Here is an 18,705-nt window from a genome sequence, read left to right as displayed (position 1 = left end):
CGGAGGCGGTCGGCGGCGGCGTCGAGACGGGCGTCGGTGTCGTCCTCGCTCGCGGTCGGCAGGAACAGCGTGACGGCTATCGGGCGGTTCGCCGACGAGTTCGATCACGAACTCGGCGAGGCGGTCCGTGTCCACCGGGGCCGACAGCGAGACGAGCAGGTCCTCGACGTCGCCGGTCGCCCCGGAGATGGCGTAGGCCCCCCGCGCCCGACGTCGTCGGCGACGCGCGTCATCGTCTGCTCGCGGTCGTGCGTGAACACGAGGCGGTGGTCGGCTGCCCCGCCGGCGGCCTCAAACTCCTCGCGCAGGTCCACGAGCGCCGCCGTGGCGCGGTCCTCGAACTGGCTCCGGGCCTGATCCGGCGGCGTCTGTTCGGGCAGGACGTGGTAGCCGAGCACGGTCACGTCGACAGTCCCGAGCAGCGCCATCAGGCCGGAGGAGACGGTCTCGCCGTCCAACACTGCGACGGGGACGAGTACGCGAGTCATCAGAGAGCCCCCTTGAGAGTAACGTCGCGGGCGTAATAGAAGTACCACCCGGCGGTCGCGGCGATGACGCCGAGGCCGACGCCGATGGAGAGCGGGTCCATAAACGCGATGAGGTCGAAACTCGCCAGCGCCCCGACGGCGGGAATCACCGGCCCGCCGGGGACGGTGAAATCGGGGTCGTACCACTCGGGCTCGTCCCGGCGGATAGCGATCAGCGCCACGCACATCAGGCCGTACATCACGAGGTGGAGGAAGGAGGCGACCTCCGCGAGCAACTGGACCTGTCGGGTCGCCGCCAGCACGACGACCGGGCCGCCGGCCAACCCCAGCGCGACGTGTGGCGTCCCGTATCTGAGGTTGATCCGACTGGCCCACCGCGGCAAGAGCGCGTCCTTCGAGACACCGTAGATGGCCCGCGAGGTGCTGAGTATCGAGGCGTTGGCCGAAGACATCGTCGCCAGTAGCCCGCCGACGATGATGACCAGCGCACCCGGGGCGCCGAGGAGTTGCCGGCCGATTTCGACCATCGCCGTCTCGCCCGCGGCCGCGAGCGCGTCCTGCGTGAAGACGCTCGTCGCGACGAATATCGTCACCACGTACATCGCCGTGACGATCAGGACCGAGCCGATCATCGCCAGCGGGAGGTTCCGGCCGGGCGATTTCATCTCGCCCGCGACGGTCGCGACCTGTGCGAAGCCGAGATACGAGGTAAAGACCAGCGCCGCGACCGACAGGATCGGGCCGACCGCCCAGACATCCGCCGCCTCGCCCGGTGGAGTCCCGGCGTCGACGATACCGAGCGCGTCGGCCATCCCGAACGCGAGGAAGGCGACCAGCATCGACAGCAACAGCGCGACGATGCCGTTCTGGAGTTTGGCGGCGTTCTCGGTCCCCGTAACGTTCAGGACGGTGAACCCGAGGCCGGCGACGACGGCGATGACCGAGACGAGCAGTCCCGGCGAAGCGCCGACCGTGACGCCGACCTGCGCGAGGCCGTCGAGCGCGTAGAAGCCGAGGCCGACGAGGTAGAAGGCGGTCGCAAACACCAGTCCGAGCCACAGCGAGAGCCCGATGACGGTGCCGGCGAGCGTCCCCAGCCCGCGGGAGACGAAGTAGTAGCCGCCGCCGCTTTTGGGCATCGCCGTCGCCAACTCGGAGGTCGGGAGCGCGACCAACAGCGCGATGAGGCCGCCGACCGCGAACGACGCCGTCGCGGCGGTCCCCACCTCCGCGCCCGCGAGCCCCGGGAAGACGAAGATGCCCGCGCCGATCATCGTCCCGATACCGATGGCGAGGCCGCCGGGCAACCCGAGCGTCCGCTCTAGCTCGGCGTCGTCCGTGATCGTCGCCTCGTCCGTCTCGACGACCGGTTGGGCGTCCGGTGTGTCGCCCTCGATGTTGTGACCGAGCGACTCCTCGTCCATACGGCGGGGTTCCAGCGGCTCCCGGGAATAACTGTGGGATAGTGTGACAGATCAGGAGGGGTCGACGGCCTCGGCCAGCAGTTCGTGCGACCGGAGCGCGTCCTCGTGGTCGGCGAGGACGTGCTGGAGCATCACTTCCTCGACGCGACGCGGTCGGCGAGTTGGTCGAGGAGGCCCGCGAGCGTCTCGGGACTTCCCGAGATGGCGCGGGGCCACGCCCCGTCGTCGAGGGTCGCGGGCGTCGGGTCGGGGACGCCCCCGAGTTCGTCGATGGCCGTCTCGACGGACGGCGTCGTCCCGATTTCGCCCCGCTGCATCCGCTTGTAGGAAGCCTCGGCGACGGCACGCAGACGCGCGGCCTCCTCGTCGGTCTCGGCGCAAACGGCGTTGACCGCGACGATACCCCGAGGTTCGTCGACGCCGCCGGCGAGGTCCGAGGGCTGGAACTGCTCTTCGTAGGCGTCGAACGCCCGAGTAGCGAACTGCGGGCGGATGAACGCGGCGAAGCAGAAGGGCAGGCCCAGTTCGGCGGCGATGGTCGCGCTCGAACCGCTCGACCCCAGCATCCACGGGACGGGCGGGCCCTCGCCCGACCGCGGGATTTCGAGGTCGGCGTAGGGGTGGCCCTCAGGGTAGTCGTCGTAGAGGTGGTTCGCCACGGCGGTCACCTTCTCGGTGTGGTCCTCGTCGGGGTCGGCGACGCGGCGGTCGGTGCCCAGCGCCCGGTCGGCGGCGGGCGACCCGTTGGCCCGGCCGAGGCCCGCGTCGACGCGGCCCGGGGCGAGGCCGTCCAGCGTCCCGAACTGCTCGGCGACTTTGAACGGGCTGTAGTGGTTGAGCAACACCGCGCCGGAACCGATCCTGATGGTGTCCGTCTCGGCCGCGAGGCGACCGAGCAACACCTCCGGGGTCGTCCCGGCGAGCGTCGACGCCATCCCGTGGTGTTCGGCGACCCAGAACCGCTCGAATCCGAGCCGTTCGGCCTGTTTGGCGGCCTCGACGGTGTTCTCGTACGCCTCGGTCGCGGTGCCACCGTCCGGCACCGGCGAGAGGTCGACGGCGGAGAGTTTCATACCCGGCCTCGGAGAGTCCCGGAGTTAACTGTTCGGTCAGCGACGGAACTCACGCCGCTCCCGGGTACGAACAATACCGACAAGACTTATGACTGACTGTTCAGTAAGTTCCCGTATGAGTAGTACTCCGTCGCGGAAACGGCCGTGGCTCGCCGTCGTTCTCGGGACGCTCGTGACGGGCCTCGGGCACCTCTATCTCCGCCGCTGGCGCCGCGCCCTCGGGTGGCTCGCGGTCCTGTTCGGGACGAGTTACGTCTTCGTCGACACGGCGACGCTTGCGGCCATCGCCGCCGGGTCGTCGGTCGATCCGATGGCGCTGCTACCGGTACTCGTCGTCGCGAGCGGTAGCGTCGCCGACGCGTACCTCCTCGCCCGCACCCACAACGCGGTGGCGGCGGTGACGGTCACCGACGACGGGTCGCTGACCCACTGTCCCAACTGCGGGAAGGAACTGGACACCGACCTGGAGTTCTGTCACTGGTGTACGGCGCGCGTCCCGGCGTTCGACACCGTCGAAAACGAGGACTGACACGTGCAGGCCGGCCGTCGGCGTTCCACAACCGTTTTGACTAATTGTTCAGTAAGTATCGACGACGGCGGGAGGACACCGGCCCGGGAGCCCGCACGTCGGGCCCGCGACACCGGCTGGAGAGGCTCAAACGATGACCGAGACACCGATACGGCGACCGGCAATCGACGCACAGCTAGACCGCGTGCTCGGCGACGCCGACGGGGCAGGGGCCGCCCTCGCCCGGGAGCTGGTCGCGGAGCCCGACGACCGGTGGTACGGGACCTGGCGGTGTCGGCGTACACGGCGTTTTCCGCGGACGACGGCGTCGACCCGGCGCTCCCGGCGGCGGCCGCCGTCGAGTTGCTGCGTGGGTACGCCCTCGCCCGGAATCGGTTGCTCGCGCGCGCCAGCGACGATGATGTCCCGCCGGCGGAGACGACGACGACGCTACTCGCGGGTGACTTGCTCTATACGGCCGCGTTCACAGCGCTCGGTCGCGGGTCCGGCGTCTCCCGGGCCGGCGGCTTCGAGGTCCTTTCGGAGGTCGTCTCGACGGTGACTACCACGTTCGCGGCCGCTTACGCCGAGGAGTCGTGTCCGCCCGCCGAGTTCGTCGACGGCACCGCAGGCGCCGTCGGCGCCGGCGCGGCCCGTCTCGGCGCGACGCTAGCCGAGGGCACACCGACACGGCGGGAGATAGCCTCCACCGTCGGCGAGGGCCTCGCCACGGCCCGGGAGATACACCGCCGCTTGGGGCCCGGCACGGCTGCGACCGTCGCGCTCCCGACCGACGGCGAGGTCGAACGGCTCCGAGACCACGCCGAGCGCCGGCGAGAGCAGGCGATACGTGCGCTCGACGAACTGGACCACTCCGCTGACGACTCCCCCCTCCGCGTCCTCGCCAGACGGTCGGCTCCCGCCTCCGGCATCGAGTGACCGCTCGGCGTCTCAGCGCGGCCGACGACGGGCCGTCCCGACCACGTTCCCGTCGCCGTCGAGCGTCACTTCGAGTCGCTCCTCGCCCTCCGAGACGGTGAGTCGATAGCGCGGCGGGGCCTCCGAGACGGCGGTCACGGCGTCGCCATCGAAGTAGAAGTCGAACTCCCAGAACCGGCGCTCGTCGATAGCTTCGCCGTGGTCGGCGAGAAAGGACACCACGTCGGGGTCCGCGAGCAGTCGCGCGCCAAGCGGGGAACTGTACACCGTCGAGCACTGCTGGCAGTCCCCGGTGGCCGCGTAGTCGACGCCCCACTCGGGGTCGGTGTCCACCGCCGTCTCGAGGACGCCGCCACAGTGGGGACACAGCCCCCGGTGGGCGAGCGTCACCTCACGCCAGACCTGCCGGGAGTAGGCGTCGAGGGTCTCGTCTTCGTCCCGTACCATCCGGCCCCGCGGCGGGAAGTAGCCGTACTGGACGATGGCCCCGCAGTCGGTGCAGATCAGCCGCATATCGCCGTCCTCGTAGCGGACGCGCAGCGGGGAAGAACACGCCGGGCAAGGAGTGTCAGTCTCCCGGTCGATGGGCGGCGGGGAGTCGGGGCCGAACCGGGCGTCGAGCAACAGGTCGACAGCCCGCGCGCCGATAGAGGTCAACCGGTAGCCGGCGTCGCTCTTGTGGACGAACAGACCGACGAGTTTGTCGAGGTGGTAGTTGAACCGGCCGCTGTCCTCGATGCCGGACGCCCGCTGGAGGTCGGCGAAGGGGATGCCGTCAGACTGGGGGAGCGAGAGCAGAATGTCGATCCGCGTGTCGTCGGCGAGGACGCCGAACGCGTCCGCGGCGGCCTCGCTGTCGACGTCCTGCTCCGAGTCGTTCATACCGGTTCGAAGCACGGTCGCGGTGTTGAAGTTGTCGCAGTCCACAGCTCATCGGGTATCGAGTCGTGGATCCATCCCCGCTACCCAATGCAGCCTACAAAACATATATTTTGATTTAGAACGATATATTATGTATGCGGTCGATGGAGACACCGGATATCGATGACATCTGAGCCAATCGAAGCGTACGACGACGTGAACGAGGCGGCAGTAGACGACTGGAAACGCGAGACGACGACACGCGAGCGCATAAAAGCCGTCGCCACGCGGACGACCGAGCCGACGCCAGCCGCCGAGATAGCGGAGCGAGCGCGGGCAAGCGAACCAGTGGTCCGTGACGAACTCGACGAACTCACCGGGATGGGGGTCGTCGAGAAGATAGACGGTGGGCAGGGGGCACTGTACAAGCGCAACGACCGGATGTACATCTACCAGCAGGTGCTGAAGCTTCACGAGGAGTACTCCGAGGAGGAGTTAGTCGAGTCACTGCAGGAACTGAAACGGACAGTCCAAGAGGTCAGGACGAGATACGGCGTCGAGTCTCCGGCGGAACTCGCCCAGCAACTCGACCCGGACGATCAGGACGGGTGGGACGACCACACGACGTGGCAGACGGCACAGAGGAACCTCTACCTCACGAAAGCGGCGATCAGCTTCTACGACGCCCGGAACGTGGTCGCCTGAGAATGTCGTATCTCACCGGGGACACGGGACCGATCGACTACGAAGCCCTCCAACGGATCCGGGATATCTTCCTCGAACACGAGCCGCTGGTCACCGATCAGAAGTTGGGCGAGCGACTCGATCCGCAACTCGAACTGAACATCACCGTCGACGATGGATTCGGAGACAGTCCCAGCGGGCGCTTCGATATCGTCTGGACCGAACGTGACTGCTACAACTTTCACTATACTGAGCCCGATGGGATCGATTTTCGGTTCGACCGCCATCCGGAGCCACACGCCCCCGAGAAACACGTCCACGAGCCACCCGCTGCCGATACGCGGGAGCCCTCGTGTATCGAAGTCGAACACGTCGATATCGTCGCTCGAGCGGTGCTGCACTGCTGGCGGACAGCCTACAACCGGGACGACCCGTCGGTGGTGAACTCGCAGTCGAACCCGCCCTGAGAGCTATCCGAGAGACACGGGTCCCGCCGAACAGAACGAGATTTCACAACACGGCCCGCTGCCGACCGCGCTCCCGGGACGCTCCGGCGGGAGCCAGCCCGAACGGTCACGGTCGAGACGGCCGTGTCGCGGACGCTACGGAAATCATATGGCCGTATCGCGGCCACGAAGCTACCTGCCGGCGAACAGAACTGCGGTTCTGATTAGCTATATCCTACTCACGGCCCACCCTCGTTGCACCCATGCGACGACGACAGTATCTCGGTAGCGTGGCCGGCCTCGGTGCGCTGGCGGCGCTCCCGACAGCGGCCGCGGACACCGAGACACGGACCACGACGTACAGCCACCACCCCGGCCCGCCGCGGGTGATCCACGCGGGCGAGCAGATAGTCGACCCGCCCCGCGCCGACTACAAGGGCGACTCCTCGCCGGACGAACGCGACCTGCTGGCACCGCGGGTCCCCGACCCCGAGCGCGACCCCGAGAACTACCCGGCGGACGCCTTTAGCTGGCGCGTCGTCGACACGCCCGAGGGCAGCGCGGTCGACTCGCTGTACACGACGCCAGACGAGTACGACTACGGCGCCGGCGCAGTCGAGGAGTTCGACCCCGACGTGCCGGGCACCTACCGCCTCGAACTGGACGCCCCCGACGGCACCCACGAACTGAGCGTCAGGGTCTACCCCGAACCGCCCGCCGACGCCGCCGGCCCGCCGCGGGTCCGCCCGACCGTCGAGTACGACAGTGCGGCCGGGGAGTTCGTCGTCGAAGCAAACCCCGCCGTCGCGCCCGACAGCGGGTCCGCGCCCGGGGAGCTGACCGTCGAGTTCCTCACCGACGACCGGGACGGCCTGAGCGAGGGTGACGTGACCGTCGACGGCGCGACGGCGACCGTTCCCGAGAGCGCCGTCGACGGGCAGGCACGTCTCCACGCGGTGGCCGTCGACGACCGACCGAGCGTCGTCGGGACCGTCGAACTCGACGCCGAGTCGGGGTCGGGCGGGTCGCTGAACGCGCCGCCGGAGTGGCTGAAAGACGCCACGATGTACGAGATATTCACCCGGTCGTTCGGCTCCGAGGCCGGCGAGGTCGACTTCTCGTATCTGCAGTCGCGGGTCGACTACCTCGCGGATCTGGGCATCGACGTGGTGTGGCTCACGCCCATCGTCGACGCCGGCACCCACCGCGAGGAGAACCCCGTCGGCGGCCCCCACGGCTACGACACGCTCGATTACTTCGACACCGCCGACGAACTCGGCACCGTCGAGGCCTACGAGGCGTTCGTCGACGCCTGCCACGAGCGGGACATCAAGGTGTGTTTCGACCTCGTGATCAACCACACCGACATCGACCACCGCTTTTTCCAACAAGGGCAGTCGGGCGGCCCCGACTCGAAGTACTACGAGTGGTACGAGCGCTTGGAGGGCGGGGAACCGGCGAACTACTTCAGTTGGTCGGACCTGATGAACGTCAACTACGAGTGGGTCGCGGCCCGCGAGCACATCCTCGCGGCCGTCGACTTCTGGGCCGAACGCGTCGACGGCTTCCGGTGTGACGTTGGCTACGGCGTCCCCCACGGCTTCTGGAAGGAGGTCCGCGAGCGCGTGAAAGCCATCGACAGCGACTGCTTCCTGCTCGACGAAACCATCCCGTATATGCGGCGCTTCAGCGAGCAGGAGTTCGACCAGCACTTCGACGACATCCTCTACGAGACGCTGGTCGACGTGGGCCAGGGGCTGGAGGCGAGCGCCATCTACGACGCCGTCAGGGAGCGGTCGGCGACGGGCGTCCCCGACCGGACGGTCTTCCTCCAGTATCTGGAGAACCACGACCTGCCGCGGTATCTGGACTCCGTCGACAAGGAAGCCGAGCGGGCGGCCGCGGCCGCGACGTTCACCCTCCCCGGCGCGCCGATGATCTACTACGGGCAGGAGCGCGCGCTGGCGGAGTACAGCGACTCCCGCGTCACCGACCAAGGCCACGCCCGAGCGTTTATGAACTGGGACGAGTACGACGAGGACCACCTCGCGTTCTACGAGTCGCTAATCTCCGCCCGCGAGGAGATTCCGGCACTGCAACACGACGCCGAGATGGTCGGGGCCTACTACGACAGCGACTCCGAGAACGTCGTCGCCTACGGCCGGGACGCGGGCGAGCAGAAGGTCATCGTCGTCCTCAACTTCGGCGAGGGGGAAGAGACGGTCGACCTCCGAGGGGCCGTCTCGACGACGGACCTGATATCCGGCTCCGACGTGGGCGCCGACGGCGATGGCGACACCACGCGCGTCACCGTCGACTCCGTCGCGGTGCTTGAGACGCCGTCGCTGTCCGGCCTCGGCACCCACGTCACCGGTATCGAGGACGGCGCGGGCGCCGACGACCGCTACGACCCGCCGACCGAGGCCGCGCCCGGCGCGTTCGATATGACGCGCCTCGACGTCCACGAGTCCGAGCGGGCCTACCAGCTACGATTTAGTTTCGACGGTCCCATCGAGAACCCGCGTGACTACGACGGCCGGTTCTCCAGCCAGCACCTGCAGGTCTACCTCCGGGATCCGACGACGCCAGACGGGTCCCGGGAGGCCCGCGAGGGTGTCGGCGCGACGCTGTCTGACCCCTACCAGTATCGCGTCGTCGCCGACGGCGAGAACGGGGCTCGCGTGGAGACGCCAGACGGCGACGTACTCGCCGAGGGGTCGGTGTTCGCGAGCGCCTCCACGCGCTCTATCCGCGTCGACGTACCGAAACACGCGATCGAGGGCGACCTCGCCGAGAAGCAACTGGCACCGCTCGTCCTCGGCTACGACCCGGACGCGCCGGGCGGCGTGATGGGCGTCGGCGCGTCCGCCGGCGAGCGACAGTTCGGCGGCGGGGCGGACGGCGACTCGCCGATCACCGACCTGTTCGTCCCCGAGGACCGGTCACAGGGGGCGGTCCTCGGCGGCGAGGACGTCGAGATACCGTACGTCCTCCTCACGAACCCGCTGGACGGTGAGTTGATCGCCGAGTTCGAGGACGCGACCGGCGACGACGCCGGACCCGGGAGCTACACCTACCCGACCGACGACGCGATTCCGGACGGCGCCTTCGACATCGGGGCGTTCGACATCTACGACACCGGCGACCGCTACCGCTTCGTCTACGAGATGGCCGGCGACCTCACCAACCCCTACGACGGCGGCCACGGCTTCTCGCTGCAACACCTGCAGGTGTACCTCGCCAGTCCGGCTGCCGACGGCTCGACGGGGACAGAGGGGCGCGAGGGGACGAACGTCGCCTTCGAGAGCCCCTACGACTACCGCGTGGTCGCCTCGGGCCACGCCGGCGAGAGCGTCGTCGAGGACGGCGCCGGCAGTGTCGTCACCGAGGACGTCGCGGTCGGCGCCTACCGGTCGATAGACGCCGTCACCGTCTCGGTGCCGAAGTCGGCCGTCGGCGGCGACCTCTCGGGGGCGTCGGTGGCACCGCTCGTGTTGGGTGCCGACGCCGAGGGCGCGATCCGACCGGTCGAGGCGACGGCGACGGAGACGGCCTTCGGCGGCGGGGGAGACGGTGACGACCCCGCGGTCATCGATATGGTCGTCCCCGGGAGCGCCGACCAGTCGTCGGTGCTCGACTCCGGGGACGCCCTCCCGATGCTCCCGCTGTCGACGTTCTCCGGGACCCGGATCAAACACTGGGAGGACGCGTCCGGCGACGACCACGGCCCCGGGAGCTACGAGTACCCGAGCGCGGACATCCTCGGACCGGGCGTGTTCGACATCAGCGAAGTCGAACTCTACCGGACGGGCGACCGCTACCGGTTCGTCTACTACATGAACAGCGAGATAACCAACCCGTGGTCGGGCGCGCAGGGCTTCTCGCTGTACTACTTCCACGTCTACCTCCGGGACCCCGAGGCCGGGTCGGACGTGCCCGCGACGACCGCCGGCCGCGACGGGACCAACACCCAGTTCCAGCAGCCCTACCACTACCGCGTCGCCGTCACCGGCTACAGTATGCAGGCCGTCGAGACGGCCGACGGGTCGATCATCTCCGAGGACGTGGGTACGGAGGTCTACCCCGACCTGCAGGCGGTGGCCTTCGACTTCCCGACGGACGCCCTCGGCGGCGACATCGAACGGATGCAGTTCGCGCCGCTGGTGTTCGGCTACGACGGCTTCGCGTCCGGGAAGATACGCGCCGTCAACGCCGAACCGGCGGAGTGGACACTCGGCGGCGGCCGCGACGACACGATGAACACCAACGCCATCGACATGATCACGCCCGAGGCGTGAGCCAGTCAGAGGCGATGTCGTTCTCGGCCGACAGCCAGTCGACGCTCCCGTTCGTCCCCCAGCGCTCGGGTCCCACCGGGCCGTTCGCGGCCGCCGGCGACGACCGGACCGCCTTCGGGACGACCGAGGTCACGCTGGACGCGTCCGGGTCCAGCCACCCCGAGAACGCCACGCTGAGCTACGAGTGGACCCAGACCGGCGGCCCGTCGGTCGACCTCTCGGACCCGGCGGCGGTAGACCCGACGTTCACCGCGCCCGGCGTCGACGCCGAAACCGACCTCACCTTCGAGGTGACGGTCACCGACGAGGCCGGCAAGAGCGCGACGGCGTCGACGACGGTCACCGTCGTCCCGCAGTCTACAAACGCCGGTCCGGAGGCCGTCGCGGGCCTCACCGACGGGTTCTCGCGGCCGGTCGAACCCGGCGCGATACTCTCCGTCGACGCCTACGACTCGACGGACCCCAACGGCGGCGACCTCAGCTACCAGTGGACCCAGACCGGCGGGCCGTCGGTCGAACTATCGAGCGCCGACAGTTCGAAGCCGACAATCGTCGTCCCGGAGTCGGTCGGGCAGGCGACGCTGGTCTTCGAGGTGACTGTCGACGACGGACAGGGCAAGACGGACACGGATACCGTCGAGGTGCCGGTCGAACCGGCCGGCAGCGCCGCGAACGCGACCGACAAGTCGACCGACAACGGCACGACTGCCGCGGGCGACGGCCCCGGGTTCGGCGTCGTCTCGGGCGTCCTCGGCACCGCTGCGGCGGGGCCTACGCCGCACGGAGCCTGTTCGGCGAGGACGAGGTGCTGGCTGAGGCCTCGGCCGCCAAAACCGACGACACGGAAACCGACGACGGCGACGCGGAGGAAGCCGCCGACAGCGGCGCGGAGTGACCGCGCTCCGGGGGCGTTTTTAGTTCCCGGCGCGCGAGCGTAGCGACGTATGCAGGTTCGACCCCGGGGCGGTGTCGGAGAGGTCGGCCGTAGCTGTCTCCACGTCGAAGTAGGGCCACACGACGTCCTCGTCGACTGCGGCATCAAGCAGAGCCACGTGACCGAGTACCCCGATTTCTCGGGACTGGACACCGGTGAGGTGGACGCGGTGTTCTGCACGCACGCCCACGTCGACCACATCGGGGCGCTGCCGGTGGCGGAGGCGCGGGGACTGCTCGCCGAGGACGCGCCGATCATCGCGACCCGGCCGACCGACGCGCTCGCGACGGTGATGCTGTGGGACTCCCTGAAGCTCCATCGGATGGAGGCCGACGAGCGCGGCGTCCCGCCACAGTACGACGAGGACGACGTCGAAGCCGTCCTCGACAGAATCGAGGGCGTCCCCTACGGCCAGCACACCTACCGGGACGTCGGCTACGAGTTCGGCAGCGCCGGCCACCTGCTGGGGAGCGCGTGGCTAGCGCTCGAACACGAGGGGGCGCGGCTCCTCGTCAGCGGTGACCTCGGCGGTCGCTCGGGCCACCTCCCCGACATCGCGGCGCCGCCGACGGCCGACGCCCTCTTTCTGGAGAGCACCTACGGCGACACGCTCACGCACCCCTCGTTCACCGACGCCCGGACCGAGGTGTTCGAGACGGCGGTGTCGGCCGCGAGCGACGGCGTCCCCGTCCTCGTCCCCTCCTTCGGGATGGGGAGAGCCCAAGAGCTGTTGCAGGTGTTCCGCGAGCGCGAGCCACAGATTCCCGAGGACGTGGCGCTGGTGTACGACGGTCTGATGGCGGACTCGATGAACGTCTATCACGCCTTCGCCAGCGACCCGTGGGTGAACGACGCCGTCGTGAACTACAAGGTCAACTCCGGGGACACGACGCCGTTCCTCCCCGACCGCGCGTTCAAGCCGGCGTCGATGGACGACCGGGAGGAACTTCTCGACGCGACCGGACGCCGATACTCGTCGCGCCGAGCGGGATGCTCACCGGCGGGTGGTCGCCGTTCTACCTCTGGAAACTCACCGAGCACTGCGAGGACGCCAGAGTGCTGTTCGTCGGCTACCAAGCAGCCGGGACGCCGGGACGGGCACTCCTAGAGGAACCGGGCGACGTGGCGTCGGTCACCGTCTCGGCGCTGATGTACCCCGAGGAAGCCGACCGGCCGACCGAGGCCATCCTCGAAGACCGCCGGCCGGACGCCGACCCGGCGGCCTACGAGGGGCAGGACAACGACCTCTATGACTTCTACGAGAAGAGTATCGAGGTGCCGACGGCGTGGGTCAAGCGGGTGGGCGGTCTCTCGGGCCACGCCGCCGCGAACACGCTGTTGCAGTTCGCCCGCGACGCCGACGCCCCGCAGGTCCACCTCGTCCACGGCGACCCGGCGGTCGGCGAGGAACTGGCGGCCCACTTAGAGGGGAACGTCGACGCCGAGACGGTCCAGGTCGCCGAACCGATGGAGACGATTTCGGTGTCCGCGAGCGGCGTCGGCGGCGACCTGCGGGCGGAACTCGACGCGATACGAGCCGAACGCGAACGCCTCGCCGACGACCTCGAATCGCTCGACGACCGCATCGCGGCGCTGGAAGACCGCATCGAGCGGGAGTGACGCGGTGACCGTCGGTCAGGCCTCGGCGGTGTCGCGCGCGTAGTAGACGGTGTCGATACCCGCCCCGCGGTCGTCTTCGAGCGTCGCCACGCGGTCGAATCCCAACTCGTCGAGCAGTGAGAGGTGCGCCTCGTTGGTCGACCACGTCCGGGTAGCGACGTAGGGGTCGCCGGCTCCGGCAGGGTCGGTCAGGAGGCGGCGGTACAGCCGCCGAGCGTGGCCGTCCCGGCGGTAGTCGGGGTGGACGACGAGCGTCGACGCGTACGTCGCTGGGGTGTGGGCGCCGAGGGCGTCGGCGTCGTAGCCGGTCCGGAACGACTGGAACCCAGCCAGCGTCGTCCCGTCGAGGACGAGGAGGAACTGCTGGTCGATCATCGAGTCGACGTAGCCCTCGACGCTGGAGTCGCGGACGCCGTCGAGGTCCGCCGTCTGTGTCGGACCGTCCCGGACCGACAGCGGCGGGTGGAACTCCGCATCCGTCAACGCCAACAGGTCCCGGACCGCCTCGCGGTAGTCGGTGGCGTCGCGGTGGTGCTCGACGCGAGTCATCGGTGTCTGTTCTGGCGGGCGGACGTATATATCGTCGTCCCAGCGGCTGGCGGATTAGCTGAGCCAGCTGGATAAGCTAAGCCGATAAGCTGCGCCAGTCTCGGAACCAGTAGACGACAGGGCGCGGGGTCAGAAAAACAGCGCCGGGACGGTGTTCCGGAAGATGTTGAGCGAGATGACGAACAGGAGAGCGACGACGAACCAGTTGAACTTCGCCTCGTCAATCTCCAGTCGGCGCAGGTAGGTGCCGAGAAGGAGGCCGACGATGGTGACGACGGCGATGGCCGACCCGAGCCACAGGCGGTACGGCGTCAACAGGTCGGTGAACAAGGCCATCTGGACGATGCGGACAGTGAATATCGTGCCGAGGACCATCGAGAGGCCGCCGATGTACCGTTCGGGGTCACGCTCGAAGGTGTGGAAGTACGTCGGGAGCAACGGGCCGAGGTTGGCGACGGCGAGGAGGAACCCCTGGAGGAACCCGGCCGTGCTCAGCGCCCACGGGTTGTGCGTCCGTTCGACGGTGACGAACCCCTGTCCGAGTTGAAACAGCACGTAGCCGAGTATCACGAGGCCGATGAGGAAGGGGACGATGGGACCGGTGCTGAACTCGGCGAGGAAGGCGACGCCGATGACGGACCCGACGACGGCGAGGGCGACGAGGACCCACTCCTCGCGGAGGAAGGAGAGGCCGGTGTTCGTCTCGCCGATCTGAAACATATTGAGCATCCACGGCGGGATGGCGAGGATGACGACGGCGAAGGTCGGGTCGATAACGGTGGCGAAGATGGGCGTCGTGATCAGCGCGTAGCCGAACCCGACCATCCCCTTGATGGTCCCCGCGAGGATGGCGACGCCGACGAACACCGCGAGCAGTCCGAGCGAGACGTCGGACTGGATGCCGCGCCCGAGGTTGTCGACGCCGGGAAAGAGGAGGATAGACGTCGCGAGGACCGCGAGCGTGGCGAACGCCATCAGTACCTCTCGGTACCGAAACGAACGGAGGTTCGAGACGAACTGCGCTGGGTCGACGGTGGGTTCCGATGTACTCATTGATGATCGCTGGGCCGAACGAACCGCTGGTACCCCGGGTACGAGCCGGACGTTACTTGCGGTTACTCTCACGGGGATTTTCGCGGTCGTCCCGGTCGCTAGACGACAGTGGTCGACGCTGTCGGCAGCGGTCTCCGCCGTTCAGGCTCCCCTTCGGCCGCTCCGGCTGCGTCACAGCTACCGGATATATTTGCTCGTTGTAGCTCAGGCGATACCGAGGCCACCGAGGAGGAGTCGGACGCCGACGAGTGTCAGGAGGGCGAGGACGACGGTCCGGCGGCGGGGTTCACCGACGGACGACCGGAGGCGCTTGCCGACGACGACGCCCGCGACGGCGGGGACGACGGCGGCCACGGAGGCGAGCGCCACCGCGAGGCTCGGGTACAGTCCCAAGGCGCCGGCAGTCGCGACGCGGACCGCGTTGAGGCCGAGGAAGACCATCGCGACGACGCCGACGAACAGGCCGTGCGGGAGGTCACAGCTCCGGAGGTACGCGATCAACTGGACGCCGACGTTGGTCCCGCCGAAGAGGACGCCGGAGACGCCGCCAACGCCGACCATCGCCGGCGTCGACTCGACGAAACAGCCCTCCCGGGCGCGGTCGAGTCCCGGAATTGCGACCCGCTGTTGGGCGGTGGCGACGAACCCGAGCGAGACGAGTCCGAGGCCGACTTTCAGCGGTCCCTGCGGGAGCGACGAGAGGACGACCAATCCGAGGACCGTCCCGACGAGCGCCGCCCCGATCAGCGGCCCGAACCGGCGCCCGCAGGTCCGTAACTGGTCGGTCGAGAGGTCACGGACCAGCGAGAGGTTGACGCCCAGTATCGGGACGATCATAAACACGACTGCCGTCGCCGGGTCGATAGCTGTCGCCAGCACCATCGTCCCGACGAGTGCGAACCCGAACCCCGCGAGGCCGTTGACCGCGCCCGCGAGGACGACGGCGAGAGTCAGCGCCACCGGGAGGAATAACTGGGACAGCATACGGTGAGGTTCGACGGCGGAGTGGGAAGCACTGTCGCCTGTCAAAGACGGGCGAGTGCGGCCCACAGCAACGCCCCGACGAGCGGTGCGAGCAACACGACGAGGACGAACGCAGCGCCGACGACGGAGCCGTCGCCGGGGCCAGCACTCGCGAGTAGCCCCAGCGGGAAAAAGAGAAACAGGGCCGCGAAGGCCGTCGCGACGGCGACGACCGTGTAGTCCGCGGACGGCCGGTCGGTGTCGGACACCGGGAGGTCGAGCGTCTCGACGGCGTCGTCGAGGTCAGCGACCGGGCCGAGACGAACGGTGTCGTCCGCGTCGGTGCGGCTAGTCGACAGGATCAGGGTGCCGGTGTCGAGCAGGCGGTCCGGGACGGCGTTGTCCACCTCGATACGGGCCGGGTACGCGGGCGCCGTCCACTGTGGTTCCGCCAGCAGGCGGTCGTAGGCGACGATAGTGTCGCCGCGGCGCTGGTACACGAGCGTCCCGTACCGGAGATACCGCGCGAGGACGATTACGACCGTGACGGCCGACAGGGCCGCCGTGGCGAGAGCGACGAGGAGAATCGACCCCGTGGCGAGACCGAGGACGAACAGGGCCGCCAGCAGCACGCCGCCGCGGCCGGCCAGCGTGACCGCCAGCGGCACCGCGCTACCGAGGACGACGGCCCGCGTGTCCGTGCGGACCCGACCGTCGACCGGCGCGTCGGGGATTGAAACCGTGGGTGGCGGTTCCCGCATCCGGGCGAGCGAGAGCCACTCGAACAACTCGACCAGCGGCGTTCCGCCGTGGTCGACGTGGTACCGGTAGCCGGCGGCCGCCGTCTTGGCGAGGACGACGCCGACGAGCAGCGCGGTCCCCGACGCGACGTCGCCGGCGGCGAACGGAGCCAGCAGGATCACCACGGCGACGTGCTGTCCCGGCACCCGGAGGAGTTCCCGCGCCGAGACGTCGGCGTACCGTTCGTTCGCGATGTAGTCGAACCGGAAGTCGAAGGCGTGGGCGACGAGGACGGCGAGCGCACCGACGAGCAGTCCCGGCGAGAACGTCGGCGAGAGCGCGACCCACGCGAGGAGGCTGATCGGGAGGACGGTAGCCGACCACATTCCGAGCATCGACACCGCGAACGGGACGTTCCGCGGGTACACCGGCGGCCATCCCTCGCGGAGCGTGACGCCGCCGCGCTTCTCCCGGAGGTCGTACAGCGGCGCGATACCCGGCGCATCGGGCGAGCCCTGTCGGGCGAACAGCGCCTCGACGGCGGCGAGCAGCAGCGTCCCGAGCGCTTCCAGCCAGTACAGCGCCAGCAGCGTCCAGAGGTTCCACTCCCAGCGGGCGACACCGACGAGGGGGACCAGATTGCCGGCGACGACCACGGCGAGGCCGAGCCGTCGGTTTCGAGCGGAGGGCTCGATCACACGGGACGCTACCGGCCGAGAGGACATTGAGTGTTCGGGAGACGGCCAGCAGTTAACAGCGCCGGCCACGTACGCCCGGTATGGAGTTGATTTCGGTCGCCGCGGTCGCCGAGAACGGTGTGATCGGCGACGACGGGGAACTGCCGTGGCCGTCGATCCCGGCCGACAAACAGCAGTATCGGGACCGCATCGCCGAGTGGCCGGTGATCCTCGGCCGCGTCACCTTCGACGCGATGCGGGACGACCTCCCCGGTAGCGCCCAGATAGTGCTGAGCCGCTCACAGCGGGCCTACGACGTCGAGACGGCCCACGCCGCCGGGGACGTCGAGGACGCAATCGAGGTAGCGGCGTCGCTGGGTCGAGAGCGGGCGTACGTCATCGGCGGCGGCGTCATCTACGACCTCTTCCAACCGCACGTCGACCGAATGGTCCTCTCGCGGGTCCACGGCGAGTACGAGGGCGACACCCGCTACCCCGAGTACGACGAGGCCGACTGGGAACTGGTCGAGACGACCGAGTACGACCGCTTCACCCTCGAAGAGTGGGTGCGGGCCGACGGGGACTGACAGCGTCACTCGACGGCGAGAGAACTGTCAGAGCCACCGGTCGGCGATCCAGCCACCGGCGGCCCCGAGGACGGCGTTGAACACGCCGGCGAAGAGGAGGCCGAACAGCGAGATACCGGCCAAGAACACGCCGCCGCCGAGTTGGCCGATAGCGTCGGCACCGACGAGGAAGCCGACGGAGAGGAGCAGTACGAACGGTGCCGACAGGGCAGTGGGGAACACGCCGGCGGCCGCGCCGACGCGGGTCGCGTCACGGCCGTCACGGAGCGACGCCGCGACGCCGCCGCCGACGGCCGCCGAAACCGGGACGAACGAGGTGACGACGGTCACTGCGGCCCCGTAGACGGTGGCGGCCCAGAAGGTGGCGGTCGTCCCGCCCTCGCGGTCGACGCGGCGACGGGTCGCCCGCCGCCGCCGGATGAACAGCCCTGCTCCGAGGGCCAACAGGAGGCCGGTAACGACGATACCAACGGCGGACCACTCGACGAACGGGACGCCGGCGGTGACCGCTTCCGAGGGCGTGATGCCGTTGAGTTCGACGCCCTCCGCGCGGACGGCGTCCGAGATGACCTGCCTGTCGATGGCGACGAACAGCCACGCGCCGAAGACGGTCACGAACAGTCCGATCAGTCCGACGACGCCGCTTATCGCCCAGTCGACCGCTTCCGGGACGGGGTCGCGCCCGGCGGTCGGGCCGTTCTCCGGACGGCCGCCGGTGTCGGATTCGGTGTTGACGCTCGACATACTCGTCTAGAGTGGCGTCGAGTGCATATAGGCGGGTGCCACACTGCACCCAGTGAAACGCGGCGAGGCGCGTCAGGAGATATCGTTGTACAGCTGGAGAGCGTCGAACAGCGTCC

16 protein-coding genes and 2 pseudogenes are annotated in these 18,705 nt (G+C 68.9%); 9 read left to right on the top strand and 9 right to left on the bottom strand.

The annotated features are described in order from the left end of the window. The 3 genes and pseudogenes from GJ629_RS07115 to GJ629_RS07105 all read right to left on the bottom strand — a co-directional run. Window positions 1-488 (bottom strand): annotated as a pseudogene (locus GJ629_RS07115) (universal stress protein); the annotation flags it as partial. Then, a complete protein-coding gene (locus GJ629_RS07110; protein WP_157512374.1) occupies window positions 488-1,912 on the bottom strand; it encodes an APC family permease in 1,425 nt (474 codons plus the stop codon). The gene GJ629_RS07110 and the pseudogene GJ629_RS07115, both read right to left, overlap by 1 nt. Before the next feature lie 51 nt (window positions 1,913-1,963). Continuing rightward, window positions 1,964-2,985 (bottom strand): annotated as a pseudogene (locus GJ629_RS07105) (LLM class flavin-dependent oxidoreductase). Window positions 2,986-3,100: 115 nt separating this feature from the next. Here GJ629_RS07105 and GJ629_RS07100 point away from each other — a divergent pair. Together GJ629_RS07100 and GJ629_RS07095 are read left to right on the top strand one after the other, a co-directional pair. Then, window positions 3,101-3,514 (top strand): zinc ribbon domain-containing protein, encoded by a 414-nt coding sequence (locus tag GJ629_RS07100; RefSeq protein ID WP_157512373.1) that lies wholly within the window; start codon window positions 3,101-3,103, stop codon window positions 3,512-3,514. A 252-nt stretch (window positions 3,515-3,766) separates the two neighbouring features. After that, on the top strand, window positions 3,767-4,432 hold the full coding sequence (locus tag GJ629_RS07095) for a polyprenyl synthetase (protein ID WP_157512372.1): 666 nt from the start codon (window positions 3,767-3,769) through the stop codon (window positions 4,430-4,432). Between the two features lie 12 nt (window positions 4,433-4,444). Here GJ629_RS07095 and GJ629_RS07090 read toward each other — a convergent pair whose 3' ends face one another. After that, the gene (locus GJ629_RS07090; protein ID WP_157512371.1) at window positions 4,445-5,314 is read right to left on the bottom strand and encodes a transcriptional regulator; all 870 of its coding nucleotides are present in this window, start codon (window positions 5,312-5,314) and stop codon (window positions 4,445-4,447) included. A 162-nt stretch (window positions 5,315-5,476) separates the two neighbouring features. Here GJ629_RS07090 and GJ629_RS07085 point away from each other — a divergent pair, with 162 nt between their 5' ends. The 6 genes from GJ629_RS07085 to GJ629_RS16950 all read left to right on the top strand — a co-directional run bounded on the left by GJ629_RS07085 (window position 5,477) and on the right by GJ629_RS16950 (window position 13,275). Next, window positions 5,477-5,998 (top strand): ArsR family transcriptional regulator, encoded by a 522-nt coding sequence (locus GJ629_RS07085; RefSeq protein WP_157512370.1) that lies wholly within the window; start codon window positions 5,477-5,479, stop codon window positions 5,996-5,998. Window positions 5,999-6,000: 2 nt separating this feature from the next. Next, a complete protein-coding gene (locus GJ629_RS07080) occupies window positions 6,001-6,444 on the top strand; it encodes a hypothetical protein (protein ID WP_157512369.1) in 444 nt (147 codons plus the stop codon). A gap of 242 nt (window positions 6,445-6,686) precedes the next feature. Further along, complete coding sequence (locus tag GJ629_RS07075) at window positions 6,687-10,721, top strand: glucodextranase DOMON-like domain-containing protein (RefSeq protein WP_157512368.1); 4,035 nt, start codon at window positions 6,687-6,689, stop codon at window positions 10,719-10,721. After that, complete coding sequence (locus tag GJ629_RS07070) at window positions 10,718-11,659, top strand: Ig-like domain-containing protein (protein WP_157512367.1); 942 nt, start codon at window positions 10,718-10,720, stop codon at window positions 11,657-11,659. The genes GJ629_RS07075 and GJ629_RS07070 overlap by 4 nt, the downstream gene beginning before the upstream one ends. Before the next feature lie 6 nt (window positions 11,660-11,665). Then, on the top strand, window positions 11,666-12,763 hold the full coding sequence (locus GJ629_RS07065) for an MBL fold metallo-hydrolase (RefSeq protein ID WP_231754534.1): 1,098 nt from the start codon (window positions 11,666-11,668) through the stop codon (window positions 12,761-12,763). After that, window positions 12,646-13,275 carry an MBL fold metallo-hydrolase RNA specificity domain-containing protein gene (locus tag GJ629_RS16950; protein ID WP_231754533.1) on the top strand — a complete coding sequence of 210 codons (630 nt, stop codon included), beginning with the start codon at window positions 12,646-12,648 and terminating at the stop codon, window positions 13,273-13,275. Before GJ629_RS07065 ends, GJ629_RS16950 begins: the two co-directional genes overlap by 118 nt. A gap of 15 nt (window positions 13,276-13,290) precedes the next feature. On the opposite strand, the gene GJ629_RS07060 is transcribed toward GJ629_RS16950, so the two are convergent. The 4 genes from GJ629_RS07060 to GJ629_RS07045 form a co-directional block, all read right to left on the bottom strand. Next, a complete protein-coding gene (locus GJ629_RS07060; protein WP_157512366.1) occupies window positions 13,291-13,824 on the bottom strand; it encodes a GNAT family N-acetyltransferase in 534 nt (177 codons plus the stop codon). Between the two features lie 129 nt (window positions 13,825-13,953). Further along, the gene (locus GJ629_RS07055) at window positions 13,954-14,877 is read right to left on the bottom strand and encodes a sulfite exporter TauE/SafE family protein (protein ID WP_157512365.1); all 924 of its coding nucleotides are present in this window, start codon (window positions 14,875-14,877) and stop codon (window positions 13,954-13,956) included. Window positions 14,878-15,081: 204 nt separating this feature from the next. Further along, window positions 15,082-15,861, bottom strand: a complete 780-nt coding sequence (locus GJ629_RS07050) for a TSUP family transporter (RefSeq protein WP_157512364.1) — start codon at window positions 15,859-15,861, stop codon at window positions 15,082-15,084. A gap of 41 nt (window positions 15,862-15,902) precedes the next feature. After that, window positions 15,903-17,279, bottom strand: a complete 1,377-nt coding sequence (locus GJ629_RS07045) for a DUF6498-containing protein (RefSeq protein ID WP_157512363.1) — start codon at window positions 17,277-17,279, stop codon at window positions 15,903-15,905. Window positions 17,280-17,359: 80 nt separating this feature from the next. On the opposite strand from GJ629_RS07045, the gene GJ629_RS07040 reads away from it, so the two are divergent. Next, entirely contained in the window at window positions 17,360-17,845 is a 486-nt protein-coding gene (locus tag GJ629_RS07040) for a dihydrofolate reductase (protein ID WP_157512362.1), read from the top strand. A 27-nt stretch (window positions 17,846-17,872) separates the two neighbouring features. Here GJ629_RS07040 and GJ629_RS07035 read toward each other — a convergent pair whose 3' ends face one another. Then, a complete protein-coding gene (locus tag GJ629_RS07035) occupies window positions 17,873-18,589 on the bottom strand; it encodes a DUF5518 domain-containing protein (RefSeq protein ID WP_157512361.1) in 717 nt (238 codons plus the stop codon). Window positions 18,590-18,705: the final 116 nt, after the last annotated feature.

This window comes from Halapricum sp. CBA1109 (assembly GCF_009741825.1).
Taxonomy (GTDB): Archaea; Halobacteriota; Halobacteria; order Halobacteriales; family Haloarculaceae; genus Halapricum.
Note: the sequence above shows the minus strand (reverse complement) of the source record. Positions and strands in the feature narration are given on the sequence as shown.

Coding starts and splice junctions, on each gene's coding strand:
- GJ629_RS07110 (WP_157512374.1), bottom strand. CDS start 1,912: ATGGACGAGGAGTCGCTCGGTCACAACATCGAGGGCGACACACCGGAC.
- GJ629_RS07100 (WP_157512373.1), top strand. CDS start 3,101: ATGAGTAGTACTCCGTCGCGGAAACGGCCGTGGCTCGCCGTCGTTCTC.
- GJ629_RS07090 (WP_157512371.1), bottom strand. CDS start 5,314: ATGAACGACTCGGAGCAGGACGTCGACAGCGAGGCCGCCGCGGACGCG.
- GJ629_RS07085 (WP_157512370.1), top strand. CDS start 5,477: ATGACATCTGAGCCAATCGAAGCGTACGACGACGTGAACGAGGCGGCA.
- GJ629_RS07080 (WP_157512369.1), top strand. CDS start 6,001: ATGTCGTATCTCACCGGGGACACGGGACCGATCGACTACGAAGCCCTC.
- GJ629_RS07075 (WP_157512368.1), top strand. CDS start 6,687: ATGCGACGACGACAGTATCTCGGTAGCGTGGCCGGCCTCGGTGCGCTG.
- GJ629_RS07065 (WP_231754534.1), top strand. CDS start 11,666: ATGCAGGTTCGACCCCGGGGCGGTGTCGGAGAGGTCGGCCGTAGCTGT.
- GJ629_RS16950 (WP_231754533.1), top strand. CDS start 12,646: ATGCTCACCGGCGGGTGGTCGCCGTTCTACCTCTGGAAACTCACCGAG.
- GJ629_RS07060 (WP_157512366.1), bottom strand. CDS start 13,824: ATGACTCGCGTCGAGCACCACCGCGACGCCACCGACTACCGCGAGGCG.
- GJ629_RS07055 (WP_157512365.1), bottom strand. CDS start 14,877: ATGAGTACATCGGAACCCACCGTCGACCCAGCGCAGTTCGTCTCGAAC.
- GJ629_RS07050 (WP_157512364.1), bottom strand. CDS start 15,861: ATGCTGTCCCAGTTATTCCTCCCGGTGGCGCTGACTCTCGCCGTCGTC.
- GJ629_RS07040 (WP_157512362.1), top strand. CDS start 17,360: ATGGAGTTGATTTCGGTCGCCGCGGTCGCCGAGAACGGTGTGATCGGC.
- GJ629_RS07035 (WP_157512361.1), bottom strand. CDS start 18,589: ATGTCGAGCGTCAACACCGAATCCGACACCGGCGGCCGTCCGGAGAAC.